At 60.1% G+C, this 18,390-nt stretch carries 16 protein-coding genes; 10 read left to right on the plus strand and 6 right to left on the minus strand.

Annotation, left to right across the window (positions count from 1 at the left end):
- Positions 1-298: 298 nt before the first annotated feature.
- On the plus strand, positions 299-1,465 hold the full coding sequence (locus E1180_RS18865; protein ID WP_155193666.1) for an acetyl-CoA acetyltransferase: 1,167 nt from the start codon (positions 299-301) through the stop codon (positions 1,463-1,465).
- A 75-nt stretch (positions 1,466-1,540) separates the two neighbouring features.
- On the opposite strand, the gene E1180_RS18870 is transcribed toward E1180_RS18865, so the two are convergent.
- The gene (locus tag E1180_RS18870; RefSeq protein ID WP_155193668.1) at positions 1,541-2,632 is read right to left on the minus strand and encodes a hypothetical protein; all 1,092 of its coding nucleotides are present in this window, start codon (positions 2,630-2,632) and stop codon (positions 1,541-1,543) included.
- A 291-nt stretch (positions 2,633-2,923) separates the two neighbouring features.
- Between E1180_RS18870 and cysG the strand changes: the two genes are divergently transcribed.
- From cysG to E1180_RS18900, 6 genes are all read left to right on the plus strand, one after another.
- Positions 2,924-4,411, plus strand: coding sequence for a siroheme synthase CysG (gene cysG, locus E1180_RS18875; protein WP_155193670.1), 1,488 nt, complete (start codon positions 2,924-2,926; stop codon positions 4,409-4,411).
- Positions 4,412-4,421: 10 nt separating this feature from the next.
- Positions 4,422-4,721 (plus strand): DUF2849 domain-containing protein, encoded by a 300-nt coding sequence (locus E1180_RS18880; RefSeq protein ID WP_155193671.1) that lies wholly within the window; start codon positions 4,422-4,424, stop codon positions 4,719-4,721.
- Between the two features lie 60 nt (positions 4,722-4,781).
- Positions 4,782-6,440, plus strand: coding sequence for a nitrite/sulfite reductase (locus E1180_RS18885; RefSeq protein ID WP_155193673.1), 1,659 nt, complete (start codon positions 4,782-4,784; stop codon positions 6,438-6,440).
- Positions 6,427-7,188, plus strand: a complete 762-nt coding sequence (locus E1180_RS18890; RefSeq protein WP_155193675.1) for a phosphoadenylyl-sulfate reductase — start codon at positions 6,427-6,429, stop codon at positions 7,186-7,188. The genes E1180_RS18885 and E1180_RS18890 overlap by 14 nt, the downstream gene beginning before the upstream one ends.
- A gap of 120 nt (positions 7,189-7,308) precedes the next feature.
- Positions 7,309-7,839 carry a DUF934 domain-containing protein gene (locus tag E1180_RS18895; protein ID WP_155193677.1) on the plus strand — a complete coding sequence of 177 codons (531 nt, stop codon included), beginning with the start codon at positions 7,309-7,311 and terminating at the stop codon, positions 7,837-7,839.
- Between the two features lie 728 nt (positions 7,840-8,567).
- Entirely contained in the window at positions 8,568-9,221 is a 654-nt protein-coding gene (locus E1180_RS18900; protein WP_244314122.1) for an NAD(P)-dependent oxidoreductase, read from the plus strand.
- Between the two features lie 94 nt (positions 9,222-9,315).
- Here the strand turns inward: E1180_RS18900 and E1180_RS18905 are convergent, their stop codons facing one another.
- From E1180_RS18905 to E1180_RS18915, 3 genes are all read right to left on the minus strand, one after another.
- Positions 9,316-9,675 carry a hypothetical protein gene (locus E1180_RS18905; protein WP_155193679.1) on the minus strand — a complete coding sequence of 120 codons (360 nt, stop codon included), beginning with the start codon at positions 9,673-9,675 and terminating at the stop codon, positions 9,316-9,318.
- 175 nt (positions 9,676-9,850) lie between these two features.
- Positions 9,851-10,768: a homocysteine S-methyltransferase family protein gene (locus E1180_RS18910; protein ID WP_155193681.1), complete on the minus strand. Its 918-nt coding sequence runs from the start codon at positions 10,766-10,768 to the stop codon at positions 9,851-9,853.
- A 239-nt stretch (positions 10,769-11,007) separates the two neighbouring features.
- Positions 11,008-12,126, minus strand: a complete 1,119-nt coding sequence (locus E1180_RS18915) for an NADH:flavin oxidoreductase (RefSeq protein ID WP_155193683.1) — start codon at positions 12,124-12,126, stop codon at positions 11,008-11,010.
- Between the two features lie 99 nt (positions 12,127-12,225).
- Between E1180_RS18915 and E1180_RS18920 the strand changes: the two genes are divergently transcribed.
- Together E1180_RS18920 and E1180_RS18925 are read left to right on the plus strand one after the other, a co-directional pair.
- On the plus strand, positions 12,226-13,125 hold the full coding sequence (locus tag E1180_RS18920) for a LysR family transcriptional regulator (protein WP_196220646.1): 900 nt from the start codon (positions 12,226-12,228) through the stop codon (positions 13,123-13,125).
- 144 nt (positions 13,126-13,269) lie between these two features.
- The gene (locus tag E1180_RS18925; RefSeq protein ID WP_155193688.1) at positions 13,270-14,769 is read left to right on the plus strand and encodes an alpha/beta fold hydrolase; all 1,500 of its coding nucleotides are present in this window, start codon (positions 13,270-13,272) and stop codon (positions 14,767-14,769) included.
- Positions 14,770-14,980: 211 nt separating this feature from the next.
- Here the strand turns inward: E1180_RS18925 and E1180_RS18930 are convergent, their stop codons facing one another.
- Positions 14,981-15,499, minus strand: coding sequence for a TetR/AcrR family transcriptional regulator (locus E1180_RS18930; protein ID WP_155193690.1), 519 nt, complete (start codon positions 15,497-15,499; stop codon positions 14,981-14,983).
- Between the two features lie 194 nt (positions 15,500-15,693).
- Between E1180_RS18930 and E1180_RS18935 the strand changes: the two genes are divergently transcribed.
- The gene (locus E1180_RS18935) at positions 15,694-16,509 is read left to right on the plus strand and encodes a MipA/OmpV family protein (RefSeq protein ID WP_155193692.1); all 816 of its coding nucleotides are present in this window, start codon (positions 15,694-15,696) and stop codon (positions 16,507-16,509) included.
- Positions 16,510-16,992: 483 nt separating this feature from the next.
- On the opposite strand, the gene E1180_RS18940 is transcribed toward E1180_RS18935, so the two are convergent.
- Positions 16,993-18,387 (minus strand): aspartate aminotransferase family protein, encoded by a 1,395-nt coding sequence (locus E1180_RS18940; protein ID WP_155193694.1) that lies wholly within the window; start codon positions 18,385-18,387, stop codon positions 16,993-16,995.
- Positions 18,388-18,390: the final 3 nt, after the last annotated feature.

Here is an 18,390-nt window from a genome sequence, read left to right on the forward strand (position 1 = left end):
TGGATAGCCGCCATTCGTGACAGGTGTATGAAGCAAACGTTAACGCAGCCCCCCTTTGTGTCCATCGATCCGATGTTTTTAGTTGTCTGGGGCTGTCCGAGGAGAGGGAAAAGAAGGATATTAAATAATTGAAATAAAAACCATAAATCAAACATAATGACGTAATGGTCAAAAATATGCTTGCATTCAAGCGGACGAACTGGAACTGTGCGCGCGGAATTCATATGCGCAGAAGCGCTGACCGGGCCCAGCCCGTGCGGAGCGCACGGCTCGGGCGTTGCAATCTAGGGAGAGCAAAATGACGGCAGCCATGGTGGGATGGGCGCATTTGCCCTTTGGAAAACACACGGATGAGACGGTCGAGAGCATGATCGTCAAGGCGGCAAGCGCGGCGATCGAGGACGCTGGCATTGCGGCAGAAGACGTGGATGAAATTCTGCTCGGTCACTTCAATGCTGGTTTCTCCGCGCAGGACTTTACCGCAGCCCTGGTGCTGCAGGCCGATCCGCAGCTGCGGTTCAAACCTGCCACCCGGGTTGAAAACGCCTGCGCGACCGGCTCGGCCGCTGTTCATCAGGGCGTGCGGGCCATTGCGTCCGGTGACGCGAAGATTGTTTTGGTGGTCGGTGTCGAGCAAATGACGTCCACACCGGGACCGGAGATCGGCAAGAACCTCTTGAAAGCTTCCTACCTTCCCGAGGATGGCGATATACCTGCCGGATTCGCCGGAGTTTTCGGCCAGATCGCCGACGGGTACTTCCAACGGCATGGCGACCAATCCGATGCCTTGGCGAAAATTGCCGCCAAGAACCACAAGAACGGGGTGTCAAATCCCTACGCTCAGATGCGCAAGGACCTTGGCTACGAATTCTGCCGCGCGGAATCTGAAAAGAATCCCTTTGTTGCCGGACCTTTGAAGCGCACGGATTGTTCGCTTGTGTCCGATGGCGCTGCGGCCATGGTCCTGACCGATCCGGCAACGGCACTCGGCATGAAGAAGGCGGTCGCCTTCCGCTCAATGGCGCATGTGCAGGACTTTCTGCCCATGTCGAAACGGGACATCCTGAAGTTCGAAGGCTGCTCGAAAGCCTGGGGATCCGCTCTGGGCGATGCTGGGCTGACGCTCGACGACCTGTCGTTTGTGGAGACCCACGACTGCTTCACGATTGCCGAGTTGATCGAATATGAGGCCATGGGGCTGACAGCCGAAGGCAAGGGCGCACAAGCCATCCTGGAGGGCTGGACCGAAATGGACGGCAAGTTGCCGGTCAATCCGTCCGGAGGTCTAAAGGCCAAAGGCCATCCGATCGGGGCAACCGGTGTCTCCATGCACGTCCTGACCGCCATGCAGCTGACCGGAACTGCGGACGATATTCAGGTGAAAGACGCCGAACTCGGCGGCATCTTCAATATGGGCGGGGCTGCGGTCGCCAATTATGTCTCCATCCTCCAGGCGATGAAGTAACGAAGACATAGCTTTGTAACGGTCCGGGCCGCAGCAGTTCCTTTGCGGTCCGGGTCTTTATCCTGGTCCCTGATTTTAATCCGCGGCGGCGGCTGCGGCGGCGTAGAAGTCCGGGTCGGTCAGTTCCGGTGGAGACACCGGGGCGCCGCCGCCTTCGCCGACATAGGTATCGGCGACTCCGTAGACATGAACCCCGCCCGCGCCGCGCTTCACGATTGCGACCCGCTCAATCAGCTGGAAATCCCCTGCCTCGCAATTGGCATAGCTTGAAAAGACGTCCTTGCCGCCTTCGGTCACGCGTTCGGTTCCGGAGGAGAAGCTGCCGTCACAATTCTCGGCAGAATCCGCGATGATCAGCGACATCAGCTTTTGTTCGCTCTCATAACTTCCCGATGCGAAGATATGCGCAACGAGCGTCCTGGCATCATCTGCAGCCACCGCATGAAGGCCGTTCAGATCCTCTTCACGCTGGCCATCTGGGATCAGCTTCAGGCCGGAGATGCCAGCACTTCCCATGAGGTTAAACAGAGCCTGGGTTGCCTCGATGGCCAGCTGCGGATCGGCCGCAGCCGCCGTGTTTTGAGCAGGTGCCGGATCCGCCTGGCCAAGCCCGCCGGACGGGGCGGCAGGTGCGGCGGCCGCAGTTCCCACGCCTGGCGCTGCGCCATAGCGGGCAACATTCCGTTCCACACATTTGGCAAGCCGCGCCATCAGCCGTGACGTGCCGGTCAGCCGGAATTCGTAGTTATAGGCGCCATCATAGACATACATGGTCCGGCCGCGCCGGAAGCGGGTAATGATGTAGCTGCCCTGGGGCATCTGCATCCGGGCCAGATCCTTGGAAGTCGCCTTGGCAACGCCTTGCTGCCATGCCCCCCGGTCGATGCGGTATTGCAAGGGGATGTCGGAGCCGACGTCCATGTTCCAGTGCGGCGCTGAAAAACCGATCGCCCAGCTGTAACTGGTGTCCACTTGAACATAGAGGGTAATGCCGCTCTGGTAGGTCGCCGCGGCAACGCATGTGCTGAGACGGCCGGTGGCATCATCGGTGTAGGCGCTGCCGTTCCAGCCGCCGGACCGGAATGATTCCACCACGGCTGCGGAAGCAGCTGAAACAAAGAGACATAACACACCGCTAGCAAGTGCCAGCTTCGTCCAAAACCGCATAGCTTCCCCCAAAGCGTTGCTGAAACAAATGCGCACACCTGCGCTTCGTCAAAAGCTATGCGAATTCCGTTAGGGCAGCAAGTTCGGCAGTTTTCCCAAAGCCCGGGTCTTCAGCCGCCACGTCCCGCAAACGCCCGGTTTATCCGTAACGGCATCCGAAAACCGCGTGAATGTGCCATTCGGGAAAAATCTTTTCTCCATATGCGCTCAGCTTTGAAAACCAGTGCCCGGCGTTCTCGCAGGCCGCCGCTTACATTGAGCCTAGCAAAATGGGATTGGAGACCCGACACGATGGCCCGCCGCCTTACCGAAAAAACCAAGACTTTGAAAAAGCCTGAAGACCGTCTCGACGTCTTTCCTGCTTTCATGAAGGTTGCCGGCAAGCGCGTTCTTGTTGTCGGACACGGCGGCGAGGCGGCTGCGAAGGTCCGTCTGCTCGGCGAAACCAATGCCCATATCGTTGTCATCGGAAAGGACATCGAACCCGATCTTCAGGAAGCCGTCACGCTCTTCAAGGCCGAGCACATCGACAGTGATTTCCTACCAAAGCACCTTACCAATGCCGCCATGGTGTTCTCGGCGCGGGAAGACTGGGATCTCGACAAGGCGGTTGTCGTTGCGGCCCGGATCATGGGGGTGCCTGTCAATGCCGTCGACAAACCTGAGCTCTGCGATTTTTATACGGGTGCGCTGGTAAACCGGGCACCGATTGCCGTTGCCATTACGTCCACCGGTGTCGGGCCGGTGCTGGCGCGTCACATCCGGGCCCGGATCGAGGGCATGCTGCCACGTGCAACCGGCGAACTGGCCCGCCTTGCCGAAAGCTTCCGTGATGCTGCGGCCAAGGTTATCACCGACGGCAACTTGCGCCGGAACTTCTGGGCGCGGTTCTTTTCCGGATCCGTTGCAAACAATCTTTATGCCGGCAAGGCCGATGCCGCCCGGGCCGAAGCCCAGCGGCTCTTGAACGGCATGGCGGACGAGCCGGGGTTTGCCTGGCTCGTTGGGGCCGGTCCCGGCGCTGAGGATCTTCTCACGCTTCGCGCGCAGCGCCTCCTGCAGGAAGCGGATGTGATTGTGCATGACGCTCTGGTGCCAGCCGATGTGGTGGCCATGGGCCGCCGCGACGCGGAGCGGATTTCCGTTGGCAAGCGCAAGGGCGCGCATTCTGTGCCGCAATCTGAAATTTCCGAGTTGCTGGTGAAGCTCGGCCGCGATGGTCTGAAGGTGGTGCGCCTCAAGGCGGGTGACCCGATGATCTTTGGCAGGGCGGCAGAAGAAATGGAGGCGCTCCGCGCGGGAGGGGTCGGTTTTGAAATCGTTCCCGGCGTCACAGCAGCCTTTGCCGCCGCAGCCTCGGCGCAGATTCCGCTGACCTTGCGCGGTGTCGCCTCCAACCTTGTCTTTGCCACCGGCCACAACGCGAAGTCCGAAACGCTTCCGGATTGGGCCGGGCTGGCGCTGAAAGGCGCAACCGTTGCCGTCTATATGGGCCGCACGGTGGCTGCGTCCGTTGCAGGGCGCATGGTCGGCGCGGGCTTGAAGCCGGATACGCCGGTTGCCGTGATCGAAAACGCCGCGCACCCGGATGAACGGCAATTTGCAGGAACCCTTTCCGAACTCGCGGTCCTGTCGAACCGCACTGAGATTGATGGGCCGGTCCTGATTGTGATTGGCGAGGCCGTCGGCCACGCCGCCCTGGAACATGCCGAGCCGCTGGCGCCGGTGAAAGCGCCGGTCAAAGTGGGGACGCTCAGCGCCCGCGTCGCCGCGGCTTGAGGAGAAAGAGATGAAAGTCATTACCGCCAACCGCCTTTTGAATGGCGATGTCGTCTGGCTGGGCGCAGGCAAAACCTGGGTCGAGCGCATCACCCTGGCCGAAGTGTTTGATGGCACGGACGCTGTTGCCGACGCCTTGGCTGTCGGGGCTGCTGCCGAGAAGAACCAGGAAGTCGTCGGCGTTTATGAAATGGACGTGGCCGTTGAAGACGGTGTGATCGTTCCGGTCCGCCTTCGCGAGCGCATCCGTGCGGCAGGCCCAACCACCCATCCCAATCTTGGCAAACAGGCCCAGGCTGTATCGGCCTGACCTCAATTTTGAACGTTATGGCAGCGCCGGCCGCCGGCAGCGCCTGAAGGAGACGCGAATATGTACCGCTACGACGAATTTGACGCGAGTTTCGTCAACCAGCGCACAGAGCAGTTCAAGGACCAGGTCCGCCGCCGTCTGGCCGGTGAGCTCTCCGAGGACGAGTTCAAGCCGCTCCGGCTGATGAACGGCCTCTACCTTCAGCTTCATGCCTACATGCTGCGGGTCGCCATTCCCTACGGCACGCTGAATGGCCGCCAGATGCGCAAGCTCGCGCATATCGCGCGGACCTATGACAAGGGCTACGGCCACTTCACGACCCGTCAGAACATCCAGTTCAACTGGCCGAAGCTTGAGGATACGCCGAAGATCCTCGAGGAGCTGGCGGAAGTGGAAATGCATGCCATTCAGACCTCCGGCAACTGCATCCGGAACGTGACAGCCGACCATTTTGCAGGGGCTGCCGCCGACGAGATCGCAGATCCGCGCCCCTATGCGGAGATCTTGCGCCAGTGGTCTTCGCTCCATCCCGAATTCTCGTTCCTGCCGCGCAAGTTCAAGATCGCGATCACCGGCGCACCGAATGACCGGGCAGCCGTTCAGGTCCATGACATCGGCCTGCAACTCACCCGCAATGAAGCGGGCGAGATCGGCTTTGAGGTCTTCGTTGGGGGTGGTCTTGGCCGTACGCCCATGATCGGCCGCAAGGTGCGTGACTTCCTGCCGGAAGAGGACCTGCTTGCTTATTCCGAAGCGATCCTGCGCGTTTACAACCGCTATGGACGCCGGGACAACAAGTACAAGGCGCGGATCAAGATTCTGGTTCACGAGACCGGTCTGGAAGAGCTGAAAGCCGATATTGAGGCCGAGTTCGAAAAGATCCGCTTTGGTGTCCTGCGCTTGCCGGATGAAGAAGTGCGCCGCATCGAGGCCTATTTTGCGCCGCCCCCCCTGGAAGTCCGGGCCGAAACGTCGGCGGCTGTTGATGCGCGCCGTGAGAGCGATGCCGCCTTTGCGCAGTTCGTGGCCCATAACCTCAACCCGCACCGGGTGCCGGGCTATACATCCGTGACCCTGTCCATGAAGCCGATCGGCGGCATTCCGGGCGATGCGTCCGATGCGCAGATGGATGTGATCGCGGATCTTGCCGAAAAGTTCGGCCATGACGAGATCCGCATCAGCCACGAGCAGAATGTGATCCTGCCGCATGTGAAACTGGAAGACCTGCCAGCGCTGTTCGACGAGCTGGTGGCGGCTGAAATCGCCGAAGGCAATGCCGGTCTAATCACCGACATCATCGCCTGCCCGGGCATGGATTTCTGCGCGCTTGCAACGGCACGGTCCATTCCAGTCGCGCAGCGGATTTCGGAACGGTTCGGCACGCCCGAGCGTCAGGCCGAAATCGGAGAGCTGAAGATCAAGATCTCCGGCTGCATCAACGCTTGCGGACACCATCATGTCGGTCACATCGGCATTCTGGGCCTGGAGAAGAAGGGCGAGGAGTTCTACCAGATCACGCTTGGCGGCTCGGCCAATGAGAACGCATCCATCGGCAAGATTGCCGGACGCGGCTTCTCTTCGGAAAAAGTCGTCGATGCCATTGAAACGCTTGTCGATACCTATCTCGGCCTGCGCGAGGCAAAGGAAGAAACCTTCCTGGAGGCGTACCGCCGGGTAGGCGAGGAACCGTTCAAGGAGGCCCTTTATGGGGTTGCATGAAGCCTTTAGCTTCGTCGTTGATCCGGAGCTGGGATTGCAGGCCGAAGTCGCGGCCTTGAATTCCCAGTTCGAAGAGGCAACGGCGCAGGAAATCCTGATGGCCTCGATCCGGCACCAATTCGCCGGCGAGATCGCCATGGTTTCCAGCTTTGGGGCCGATTCAGCTGTCCTTCTGCACATGGTTTCTCAGGTCGACCCGTCGACGCCGGTCCAGTTCATGGACACGGTGAAGCTGTTTCCGGCAACAATCTTGTACCGGGATCAGCTGGTCGAAAAGCTGGGTCTCACCGATGTGCGCACGCACAAGCCGGAACCGGAAGACCTGAAGGCAAAAGACCCGGCCGGCATGTTGTGGATGAGCGACACGGATGCGTGCTGCCACATCCGCAAGGTTGTTCCCCTTGAGACGGCGTTGACCGGCTTCGAGGCCTGGATTTCCGGCCGCAAGCGCCATCAAAGCTCGACCCGTGCCAATCTCGAGCATTTCGAGATCGATGCCGGACGCGTCAAGATCAACCCTCTGGCCGATTGGTCGGCAGCTGAAGTCCTGGACTATGCCAAGTCCCATGACCTGCCGCCGCATCCGCTGGTCGCGCAGGGCTATCCCTCCATCGGCTGCATGCCCTGCACCAGCAAGGTGGCCCCGGGGGAGGACGCGCGCGCCGGACGCTGGCGCGGCCAGGACAAGACCGAATGCGGCATTCACTGGCCGACCCACGGAAAAGAGATCGACGGCAGCGGGATATGATCTTGCGCCATTGGCCTGACGGCCTATTTCGCCTCTGGGGAGAGGCGGCGAACACAAAAGATGATTTGGCGGCGCGATGCCTGCCTGAGACCGGATAAAGAAGATTTAGGACGCGAACAGATGACAACGATCTTCAAGGATGGCGAATTCGCCGAGGAAGCCTGGACCCGGGTGGATGCTGAAACCGGCCAGGTAGACGGCAACGCCCTGGTGCCGCAAAAGCTGTTTCTGGCCGAGCCCGAGGCCTACCTGTCCGGGCCGGCGCAGACAGCCGTTGTGGTCGAACCTGGAGACGACGTTGAAGAGCTTGGCGCATATCTTGACCGGCTTGCCTATGTCGGCGTGGATTTCCCGAGCTTTGCGGATGGGCGCGGCTTTTCCGCCGCCCGCGTTTTGCGGGAACAGATGGGCTATAAAGGCGACATCCGGGCCATCGGCAAATACATCCTGGATCAGGTGCCGCTTGCCCGCCGGTGCGGTGTGTCAAGTTTCGAGATCTCCAAGCCGGAGGTCCTCAAGGCCCTGAAGGCTGGAGAGTGGCCGGAAGTCACCAAGTACCTGCAGCCGGTCGGAACGGTCGACGAGATCCCGGAAGGCACACGTCCCTGGGCCCGCCGCTCGATCCGCGACATTGCCGTGGCTGCCGAGTAAGGCCTCTGGTGTCCGGTCAAGGCTGGAAACGGTAACGCCCGCGCAAGTAAAGATGCGCGGCGCCGATGCTGGCTTAAGTGGTGTGTTAATACTGATTCAACTGAAGCTTGAAATAACCCCGTTGCGGCATGATATCTAATCTATCTGTTAACAGGGGAATGCGTTTGCGATGATCGAAACATTTAACAAGTTGATCGCAATTCCGCTTCAGGTCTGGATCGGCCTGACCGTTTTTGTCGTTGGGCTTATCGTTTTCATGAGAGCCACGAATCCGGCTAGGGCGAAGGGCGATTTTCGCGTCTCCAAACCGGAACGTCCCTTAAAGAATGGATCACCTTATCGAGGGTTGGGGCCTTCTGAAGACGCGGAACAAAATCTGATCAGCGGAAACGATAGGCTCTTTCGTAAATGAAATTTTTTTTGTGGTGGCGTCTTCTCCTCGAGTGGGACTCGATGGGGCACCTGCCCGGAATCCTGCAAATATTCAAGGTGCCCGGTTTGAACGGCCTTAACCCATCCTCGTGACGGGAAATGGGCGCGTATTTATGGCCTGGCAGGCGCGGCAAATGCGCTCAGCCGCGCGGGAAACAACCGGATTTGCGCCGGTTGGGTGATCATCCTCAGGGATGTCCACGTAAACTCTTCCAACAGTCAAGCTATCCGGCCCGTGCTCTAATCAGGCGCTGCGGGAGCCGGCGGCGCATGGATTATTGACCTTCGGGAGCAGAATGATGGCCAAAATACTCGTGATTGGTGCCAGCCGCGGGATCGGAAAAGCCGTAAGCGAGGAAGCCGCTGCGCGGGGGCATGAAGTCAGGGCGATGTCACGCAGCGGTGCGGTTACCCGGCGCCGCGATGACCGGATCGAAGGTTTTTCCGGCAATGCCTTGAAGGCTGCGGACATGGAGCGTGCCCTTGAGGGCATCGATACGGTTGTCCAGGCGCTTGGCGTGGAAGCCTCGTTGAAGATGATCACGGAGCCTGTCACTCTATTTTCCGAGGCAACCCGCGTGCTTTTGCCCGCTATGGAAAAGACGGGCGTCGGGCGCCTCGTCGCGGTTACCGGTTTTGGTGCCGGAGACTGCGCTTCCTCGGTGAACTTGCTGCAGCGTTTGCCGTTCCGCGCGCTGCTCGGACGGGCCTATGACGACAAGACCATCCAGGAGACGCTGATCGAGGGATCTGACCTTGACTGGTTGATCGTGCGCCCGGGCGTTTTGACCAATGGTCCCAAGTCCAACTGCTACCGGGTCTTGAGCGAGCCTGCCGAGTGGCGGAACGGTATTGTGTCCCGCGCGGATGTCGCGGATTTCATCGTGAGCCAGTTGGACAATGACCGCCTAGGCCGGAAAAAGCCGGTCATAATCCGCCTGCCTCTGTGAGCCCTGTCCGCGCTGGGCGGCCTAAAGCTGCTCGTGCACTCCATATGAGATCAGCTTTGGGCGGTAAATCGGGGCCGGTTAATCGCCCGCTGACCTAAGCCTTGCTGTCGATACTCGGCAGCGCGAGCCGTTCAAAAAGGCTTGGCTTGGAAACGCCCAGTGCCTCTCTGCGGGCAGTCACCGGCTCCATGACGTAGCGCAGCGAAAACCGGCAGCAATCAGTGATCAGCCAGATCGTCTGCGGGAAGTAGCTCGATACCAGGAAGTACAGGATCGAGTAGTCCTGACCGTAGGCCGATGCGCCGAACGCGGTGATAAACGCCGTTATGATCATCGAGGCGAAGTGAACCCACAAGAACGGCACATATTCGATCAGGCGGACCGGATACCGGCGTTTGAGTTCTTTGGTGAAAATGTAGGTAAAGGCAAGACCGACAACAAAAATCCAAAGCATTGCGTTCTCCTCAAATCCCCGAAACGCTACCGCCTTCTCTGGCCGGTGTAAATTCCTTAAGTTGGTTCATCTTAAACGCCGTCTCTTGGCGAGTATCCGTGCCGGGATAAAACAGACCCGGCGCGGGGAAGATTTTGATTTAAGAAAAGTTCTCCTACGGCAGTCCGGGTCAGTTTTAATGGGCAGAGAGGGACGTGCCGGGCAGGCGCGCCGGGCGCGCGCCGAACCGTTTCGCAAGTTCTTCGATATGCGATGGGCCAACTTCACAACATCCGCCGAGTATGGTTGCTCCGTACCCCACCCATCTGGCGGCGTGGTTCGCATAGGCGTCGGGAGAAAAATCGGTCCGGGCGGACAGCTTGGAGACACTGCTTCCCTTTTCCATAAATTCGGGCCTGATGGCCGTGAAGCCATTTGCATAGGCGCCGGTTCGCAGGTGTGACGTCCGCATGACCGCAAGGCCATCACCGATGGCCTCGGGTGTCGAGCAGTTCAGCAAAACGGCGTCGGGGGCCAGGGTCTCAATCTCCTGCAAGGCTTCGGACAAGGGTTCGCCTGAGCGAAGGTGCGTCCCGTTGAAGTCGTCGACCGTAAGACCGATCCAGACCGGCTTGCCAAACGGCAGTGCGGCCGTCAGGGACGCGCGTGCCTGAGAAATGGAAGCCATGGTTTCGATCAGGAACATGTCGACCCTGTCACGCTGAAGATCGCAAATTTCCCGGTAAAGAGCGACGGACTCATCTTCGGGCGGTGCGCCGTCATGGCTGTAGGACCAGCCGAGGGGCCCAATGCATCCCGCAACCGTTCCTGCGCCAAACGCATCCCTGGCCTCACATGCCAGATCGCATGCCAGCTTGTGCACCGCTTCGAACTCATCCCCAAGACCGGCGGGGTTTAAACGGTCCCGGTGCAGCGTGTAGCTGTTCACCGAGACGATATCAGCGCCTGCGGCAAGGAAGTCGTCATGCACGGCGCGGACGAGATCCGGGCGCTCCATCATCAATTCACAGGACCACAACCCGCTGGGAACACGGCCGCTCCGCCGCACCAGTTCCTGTCCCATCCCGCCATCGAGGATCGTGATCTCACTCATGTTTGCCCCTGTGTCCGGCACGGTGTGCCTCCCCGATCCTATCGCACGGTGTTGTTGTTTTGCCGCATCATTTTATGGTGACCCGGGTATTCAAAAGCCCGGAGAAACGCCCAAAGCCAACCGCTTACGCGAAAACGCCTCTGCTGGATTTGGAACGGTCCGTGATTGACCGGCAGGACCGCGGCAGGCGGGGAGTGCCGGCCTGGCGTGATGCCTGGCCAGCAAAAAGCAGTCCGTGTTCAGGGGTGCAGCCGCGCCGCGCGTTCCGCTTCATAGGCGTTGGCGGTTTCCAGATCGGCCAAAGGGGAAAACATGTCGAAACTGAATTCGCTCAGGGCGGTTTTCTCCTGGACCCGTTTGGGCCAGTCCGGTGAGGCGAGTGCGGATTTGCCAAGCGCAACGAGGTCGGCATTTTCATCCGCGAGCATTCTGGAGGCGTGCGCCGGATCTCCCAATCCGCCATTTGCGATCACCGGCAGCCCGGAGAGCAGCCGCGCCAGTCTCGCCAAGGGATAGCCGGAGGCGAAGGCCGGTGCGTCGGCCTGAAACTCAGTTGTGTGAATGTAGCTGGCCCCAGCCTTTGCAAGCTGCGGGAAAATGATTCTGGCATCGTCTTCTGCCGCCGCCCATTTGTGTTCGAAATCGTTGACTTTTCCCTGGGAAATTCGAACGCCGACTGCGAAGGCGGGGCCGGTGGCCTCGCGGACGCGTTCAATGGCTTCGCATGTTAGCCGGACACGATGCAGCGTGTTGCCGCCATAGGCGTCCTTGCGCTGATTGGTGTAGTCGGTCAGGAACTGATCAAGGAGATATCCGTTCGCACCATGCACCTCGACCCCGTCCGCACCGGCGTCTTGTGCCCGGCGGGCAGCGTCTGCAAATCCTTTCAGCACCGCGTCGATTTCTGACGGAACGAGTTCCTGCGGTGCGGGGTAGGCTCCTGTTCCGCGATAGAACGCCATCTGGCGGCCCTTTGGAACAACAGGCGAAGGGCCACGTGTGTCTGCTTTAAAGGGATTGTATTGCGACAAGGCCCCCGCATGCATGAGCTGTACGATGACGCGCGCGCCTGCCGCCTGCACTTGCCCGATTAGTTTCGACCAGCCCGCGGCCTGGACAATATCGGCGAGGCCCGGCTGATACCGGTATCCCTGGCTGAAGGCCTTGTCCGTATAGACACCTTCGGTGATGACGGCTCCAAAACCACCCTCGGCGAACGAGCGGTAGTAGGGGAACATCAAGTCACTGACACAGCCGTCGTCAGTCGCGCTGACGCGGGTCATGGGGGCGACGAGCACACGGTTCTTCAGCGGGATCGAGGCGAGACGAAAGGGATTAAACAAGGAGGAATGGGACATGATTGGCTTCCGGTTGACAACTGTCAGCCAATCTATTTTTTGATGATTGATGTGATAATATCACTAAATGAGCATTCATCTTATACGATTCATAAAATAATGAGCTCTGAAAATCTCACCGAGTATCTGCGCATCTTCCGCGCTGTGGTTGACCGGGAAAGCTTTTCCGCGGCCGCGAGGGAATTGAACATGACGCCCGCCTGGGTCGCCCGGCAAGTCACCCGCCTTGAAGAGCATGTGAACGCGACGCTGCTGATCCGCACCACACGGCACCTGCGGCTGACGGATGCCGGACAGGACTGTTACCGCACGGCCGGCCGGGTGGCTGAGGAATTGCAGGCGCTGCGCGACCATCTTCAAAAGGACACCACGTCCATCACCGGCACTGTCCGGCTGAATGTGCCGACCGTGTTTGCGCTCAGCCGCCTTGGCGGGCAGCTGGCCGCCTTCCAGAAGACCTACCCGAACCTGACGCTCGACGTTACGGTGAGCGATCGTTTTGTCGATCTGTTTAACGATGGGGCCGACATCTTTTTGCGGATCGCCCATACGCTGGAAGACAGCAATGCCGTCGTGCAGAAGGTCTGCGATGTGCCGAGGGTCCTGTGCGCTGCGCCCGGCTATCTTGCCCGTGGCGGCACCATAGCGCGGCTGTCTGATATCCAAGATCACAAGGCACTGGTTTTCAGCGGTTTGCAAAGCCCGAACCAGTGGCACTTGTCGGATGGCAAGACTACCGCCTGGGTGGATCCCAATGCGGTTCTGCGTGCCAATAACAGCCTGCTTCTGAAAAAGACCGCCCTGTCCGGTGCCGGACTGGCCTTTTTGCCGAGGATGATCGTTGAGGAAGAGCTCCAGTCCGGCGGTCTAGTTCAGCTGGATCGGTTCGTGGATTGCTCGCCCTTTCAAATGTACTTGTTGCGGCCGCCGCTCAAACATCTTCCGGCGAGAACACGGATCGTCTGGGATTTTCTGTCAGCTGGGGCCAACGCTGCCTGATACGAGGTTTTGGCGGGTGGGGCTGCCAGGCCTCCTGGTCACCTGACACTGGCGTTCGGCTCCTGTCCCGGCATTCTAATCCGGCTTGCCGGGGACTGCCGTAGAAATAGAAATGGAAAAGGCCTTCAAGAGGGTGCGGCGGACATGACGGCAAGGGGCAATCGGGCAAATCCCATCAGGCATTTCGCCGTTGCTTGCCTCGCCGTCGTACTGGTTGCTGCAGGCGTTTGGCATCTGGAAGGCCAGCGTGCCGGTCTCGCGATTGAACACACCTCTATCGGCACGACCCCGGTGACCTTTTTCCTGAAACAGGGTGCCCAACCCGCGCCGCTTGTCGTCGTGGCGCATGGCTTTGCCGGGTCCCGCCAGCTGATGGAGGCCTACTCGCTGGCGCTTGCAAGGGCCGGATATGTCGTGGCCGCTTTCGATTTTGAGGGGCATGGCCGCAATCCGGTGCCGATGTCCGGTGATGTGGACGCCATTGAGGGAACGACACAGCTCCTCGTTGCCGAAACGCTGAAGGTGATGCAAGCCGGTCTCGACCGGCCGGAAACCGATGGCCGCGTTGCGATCCTGGGCCACTCCATGGCAAGCGACATCATTATCCGGGCGGCAGCCGAAGATCCGCGCATTGGCCCGGTCGTTGCCATATCGGCCTTTTCGCAAGCCGTCACCAAGGAGCACCCGGAAAATCTTCTCTTGATCAGCGGAGCGTGGGAAGGCGGCCTGCGGGCGTTCGCGCTCGGTGCCGTCAAAATGCTTGCGCCGGAGGCCGGTGAAGGAGAAACCGTGCGGTCGGCGGACGGAAGCGTGGTGCGCCGCGCATTCGTGGCGCCCAATGCCGAGCATGTCGGTGTGCTCTTCAGTCGGGCCGGCGTGGCGGAGGCGGTCAACTGGCTCAACACCGCCTTTGAAAAGACGGGCACCGCCGAAATACCGCAGCGCGGGGGATGGATCTTTGCCGTGCTGTTCGGACTTGTTCTCTTGGTTTGGCCGCTGAGCGCTCTCCTGCCGGATCGTGCGCCGCCGCATAAAGGCTTGAGCCCTAAGGTCTTCGCCGCAGCCCTTCTCGCGCCGATGCTCGCAGCACCCGCCCTTGCGATCTTCCTGCCAAGAGGGTTCCTGCCGGTTCTGGTGGCCGATTATCTGGCGGTTCACATGCTCCTATACGGAGGTATCCAGCTCGTGATCCTGCGCGGTCTCGGCCTCCAGGTCACCGTGTATTCGCTGAGTGTGGGCGCGCTTCTGGCAGCTTATGGCATCCTGGGTCTTGGCTTTGCCTTCGACCGGTATTTCATCAGTTTCGCCCCGCATGCGGACCGCCTTCCAATCATTGCCGTGCTTGCCGCCGGTGCGCTTGCCTTCATGCTTGCGGACAGCGCGATGGCCCATGCCTGTCCGAAGCTGTGGCAGCGCGCGCTGATCCGTCTTTCCTTTCTGGCGTCGCTGGCAATCGCGGTTGCTCTGGATTTTGAGCGGCTGTTTTTCCTGGTGCTCATCATCCCGATCATTCTGGCCTTCTTCCTGGTGTTCGGGCTCATGGGCCGCTGGGTTGAAGCCCGCGCCGGGCCATTCGCCTCCGGTTTCGGCCTGGCGCTTCTACTGGCCTGGTCGCTTGGCGTGACCTTTCCGATGTTTTCCTGAAGAACGGCGGGGCCGGTAATAACAGGCCCCGTCTCTCCAGCCATAAAGCCAAGCAGCGCTGCCTGGCCAGTGTTGTCACGGGCGCGCGAGGCCCGCGAGAGATATCGTTCTCGTTCGGTATAAGCTTAGGAGTTTAGCCGGGTAAATATGGGTGGTGGTTGCCCGCAGCTTGACTGGGCACGGCCTGTCTCAGGGCGCGTCTCAGGTCCCGTTACTTGTCCAGATAGGTGAAGACCGGGAAGATGTCTTCCAGCTTCGGGTCCATGCCGGTTTCCGCGTTGGAGGTGTAGAACTGCTTGTTCGCCTTCAAAATCGCGTAGCCGTGAATGAAGGTCCACAGCATGGTCTCCGTTGACAGCTGGCCTTGCGGATTTTCGCAGTTTTCAGGGGACAGGCCTTTGGAGACCTCGCGCAGGACTGCATAAGCCTCCCGGCTTGCCGGAAGCAGGTCCGGGTAGATATCGAGCCGCCGCTCCATGGAGAACATCAGCCGGAACAGGTCCTTGTTGTCCTCCACGAATGCGACGTAACCCCGCGCGCTTGCCATTACCTGCGATTTCGCATCTGCCGGGGCCCCGGCCATATGGGCCCGCATTGTCGACGCAAACCGCTTGAACCCCTCCGTGGCAAGAGCGCCTTGCAGCACGGCCAGATTGGCGAAATGGTTCTTCGGCGCCCCATGAGACACGCCGGCCCGGTTGGCGCAGGCCCTGAGCGACAATTTCTCCAAGCCCTCCTCACGCAGGATCTCCAGGCCGGCTTCGATTAGGGCCTGTTTCAGATTGCCGTGATGGTATTTCGTGTCGCTCAGACGTTCTCTCCATTAAAAAATAGACACTGTCAACATTTCCGGTTGACGGTGCATGCGGTTGTATATAGACACTGACAACATTGAAGTGCCTCAGTGTTTTTAAGGACATTCCTATGGCGACTAAGTGTTATGGTTGGGCCGCGGGGCTGGCAAGCCTTGGCCTCGTGGCTTCACAGGCTTTTGCGCAGGAAACAGTATCCCCGGACACCATGGACAAGGATTGGACCGTTCTGGTCGGGGCGGGAGCCTTTGTAGGACCGGAATATCTCGGCTCCAAGGACTATGCGTTCCAGCCCGCGCCCATCGGCACCATTCAAAAAGGACCCTTCTTCGTCAAATTGACCGGCACGACACTGACCGCAAATGTGCTGCCATTGGAGACCATTTATGCAGGACCCTTGATCGGTTATGGCGGCGGGCGCAAGGATGTAAAGGACAATGTCGTCAAGAAGCTGGACGAGGTCGATGCCGAACTCTGGCTCGGCGGCGTCGTCGGTGCAGGCTATGATGGTCTGATGTTGCAGCGCGACCGGATAGGCGCCCGGATCGAAATAGCGCATGACGTCATGGGTGACAGCGGCACAACGGCCACCTTCAGCGCAGGGTATGAAATCAACGCGACCGAACGGCTGGCCTTCGGGGTTGATCTGTCGACCACCTATGTCACGGCGGATTATGCCGATGCCTATTACTCGGTGTCCGCGTCCGGCTCTGCGGCCAGCGGCCTGTCCCGATACAAAGCAGATGCAGGCTTCCGGGACATATCCTTGAATGTGTCGTCCCGCTTTGCCGTGACCGAGAACTGGGGGGTCGGGGGAACGGCCGGAGCGTCCTATCTGCTCGGGGACATGGCGGACAGCCCGATTGTCGAAGAGCGGGGTGCCCGGACCAACGCCCAGGGCGGTCTGTTTCTTTACTACAATTTCTGACCGGCCGCGCTCCAGCCAAAAAAGATCCGGAAAACTTATCCCCGTGGCGCCAAGTGGCCGTATCATAAGTTCGTTCCCGCCGTCACGGGGCCGACAGCGGACCGTCCGTTCGTGGGTGGCGGGGACCGGAGATCAGAAGACGGGGCGGGGTAACGGCCCGGCCGGTCTTCTGCAGCGGTCAGCCGGATTTGATGGATCGCATGCGGGTTCCAGACGCATGCAGACCAGGGCCCGGAAGAGCGCTTGGACGTCCACCTTGCGGTTGTCCGCAGGTGCCGGCCAGGTGCGAAAAGACCGCTGTCCGGGAAAGATCTTCGGGCAGGCGTGCTCCTTGCCACTCTCTCCCAACCTAAAACCACGCCCGGCAAGTCCGGTGCGCCTGCCATCCCGTCCTTGGAGACGGCCTCATCAGCAAAAAACGCCGGAGGGAACCCTCGCGGCGCTTCATGTGCTGGCTGGGTCGGACCCCACGGCCAACGATGATCAGTCGAGCCAGCCGTCGCGTTTCAGGATCCGGTAGGTATCGTTCAGCGTCTTTTCGGCAGTTGCGATCAGGAAGTCGGCTTCCTCGTGGGTCAGGACCAGAGGCGGGGATATGATCATGCTGTCACGCACCGCGCGCATCACCATGCCATGCTCGAAGGAAATGTCCCGGCACAACAGCCCCGGTACGCCGACATCCTTGAACGGTTTGTGCGGGTTTTTCTTGTCCGGCACCAGTTCCAGTGCCCCCACAATTCCGCTCATGCGCGCTTCACCGACAAGTTCATGCTCACCGAGCTTCAGCCAGCGCTCCTGCAGATAAGGGCCGATATCGTTCTTCACCCGTCCGACCAGGCCTTCGCGCTCGATGATGTCGAGATTGGCAAGGGCCGCTGCCGCGCAGGCGGGATGGCCGGAATATGTATAACCGTGGTTGAAGTCGCCGCCGGCCAGCATCAGGCCTTCAGCCACCTTGTCCGACACCATGACACCGCCCATCGGCAGGTAGCCGGAGGTCAGGCCCTTGGCGATCGGCATGAGGTCCGGCTTGATCCCGTAATAGGTGGAGCCGAACCATTCACCGAGACGGCCGAACCCGCAGATGACCTCGTCCGCCACGAACAGGATTTCGCGTTCTTCCAGGATGCGCCGGACTTCCGGCCAATAGGTCTCCGGCGGGATGATGACACCGCCTGCGCCCTGGATCGGCTCGGCAATGAAGGCGGCAACCTTGTCTTCCCCGATCTCGTCAATTGCCTGTTCCAGCTTGCGGGCGACGTGAATGCCGAAGTCATCCGGGCTCATGTCGTGGCCTTCGCCAAACCAGTAGGGCTGGTCGATGTGGTGAACGCCGGCAACCGGAAGGTCGCCCTGCTCATGCATGCCCTTCATGCCGCCAAGGCTGGTGCCGGCGAGCGTCGAACCGTGATAGCCGTTCCAGCGGCCGATGATCACCTTCTTGTCCGGTTTGCCCTGCTTGTCCCAATAGGTGCGCACCATCCGGAACACGGTATCGTTGGCTTCCGAGCCGGACGAGCAGAAAAAGACCGTATTCAGATGGTCCGGCGCCAGCTTTGCCAGCCGCTCCGCCAGGGCGATGGCCGGTGGATGTGTCGTCTTGAAGAAGGTGTTGTAATAGGACAGTTCCACCATCTGCTTGTGGACCGCATCGGCAATTTCCTTGCGGCCGTGACCGACCTGGACGCACCACAACCCGGCCATGCCGTCGAGGATCTTCTTGCCTTCCGAATCTGTCAGCCAGACGCCATCGGCACTTGTGATGATCCGGCTGCCCTCATCGTTGAGCGACTTCATGTCGGAGAAGGGATGCCAGTGATGGGCGGCATCCAGCTCTTGCAGGGCCTTGGTCGGATAAATGTTCGATTGCGCCGTCATGGC

Origin of the sequence: Roseibium denhamense, assembly GCF_009711415.1 — a bacterium.
GTDB classification, from domain to species: Bacteria; Pseudomonadota; Alphaproteobacteria; order Rhizobiales; family Stappiaceae; genus Roseibium; species Roseibium denhamense.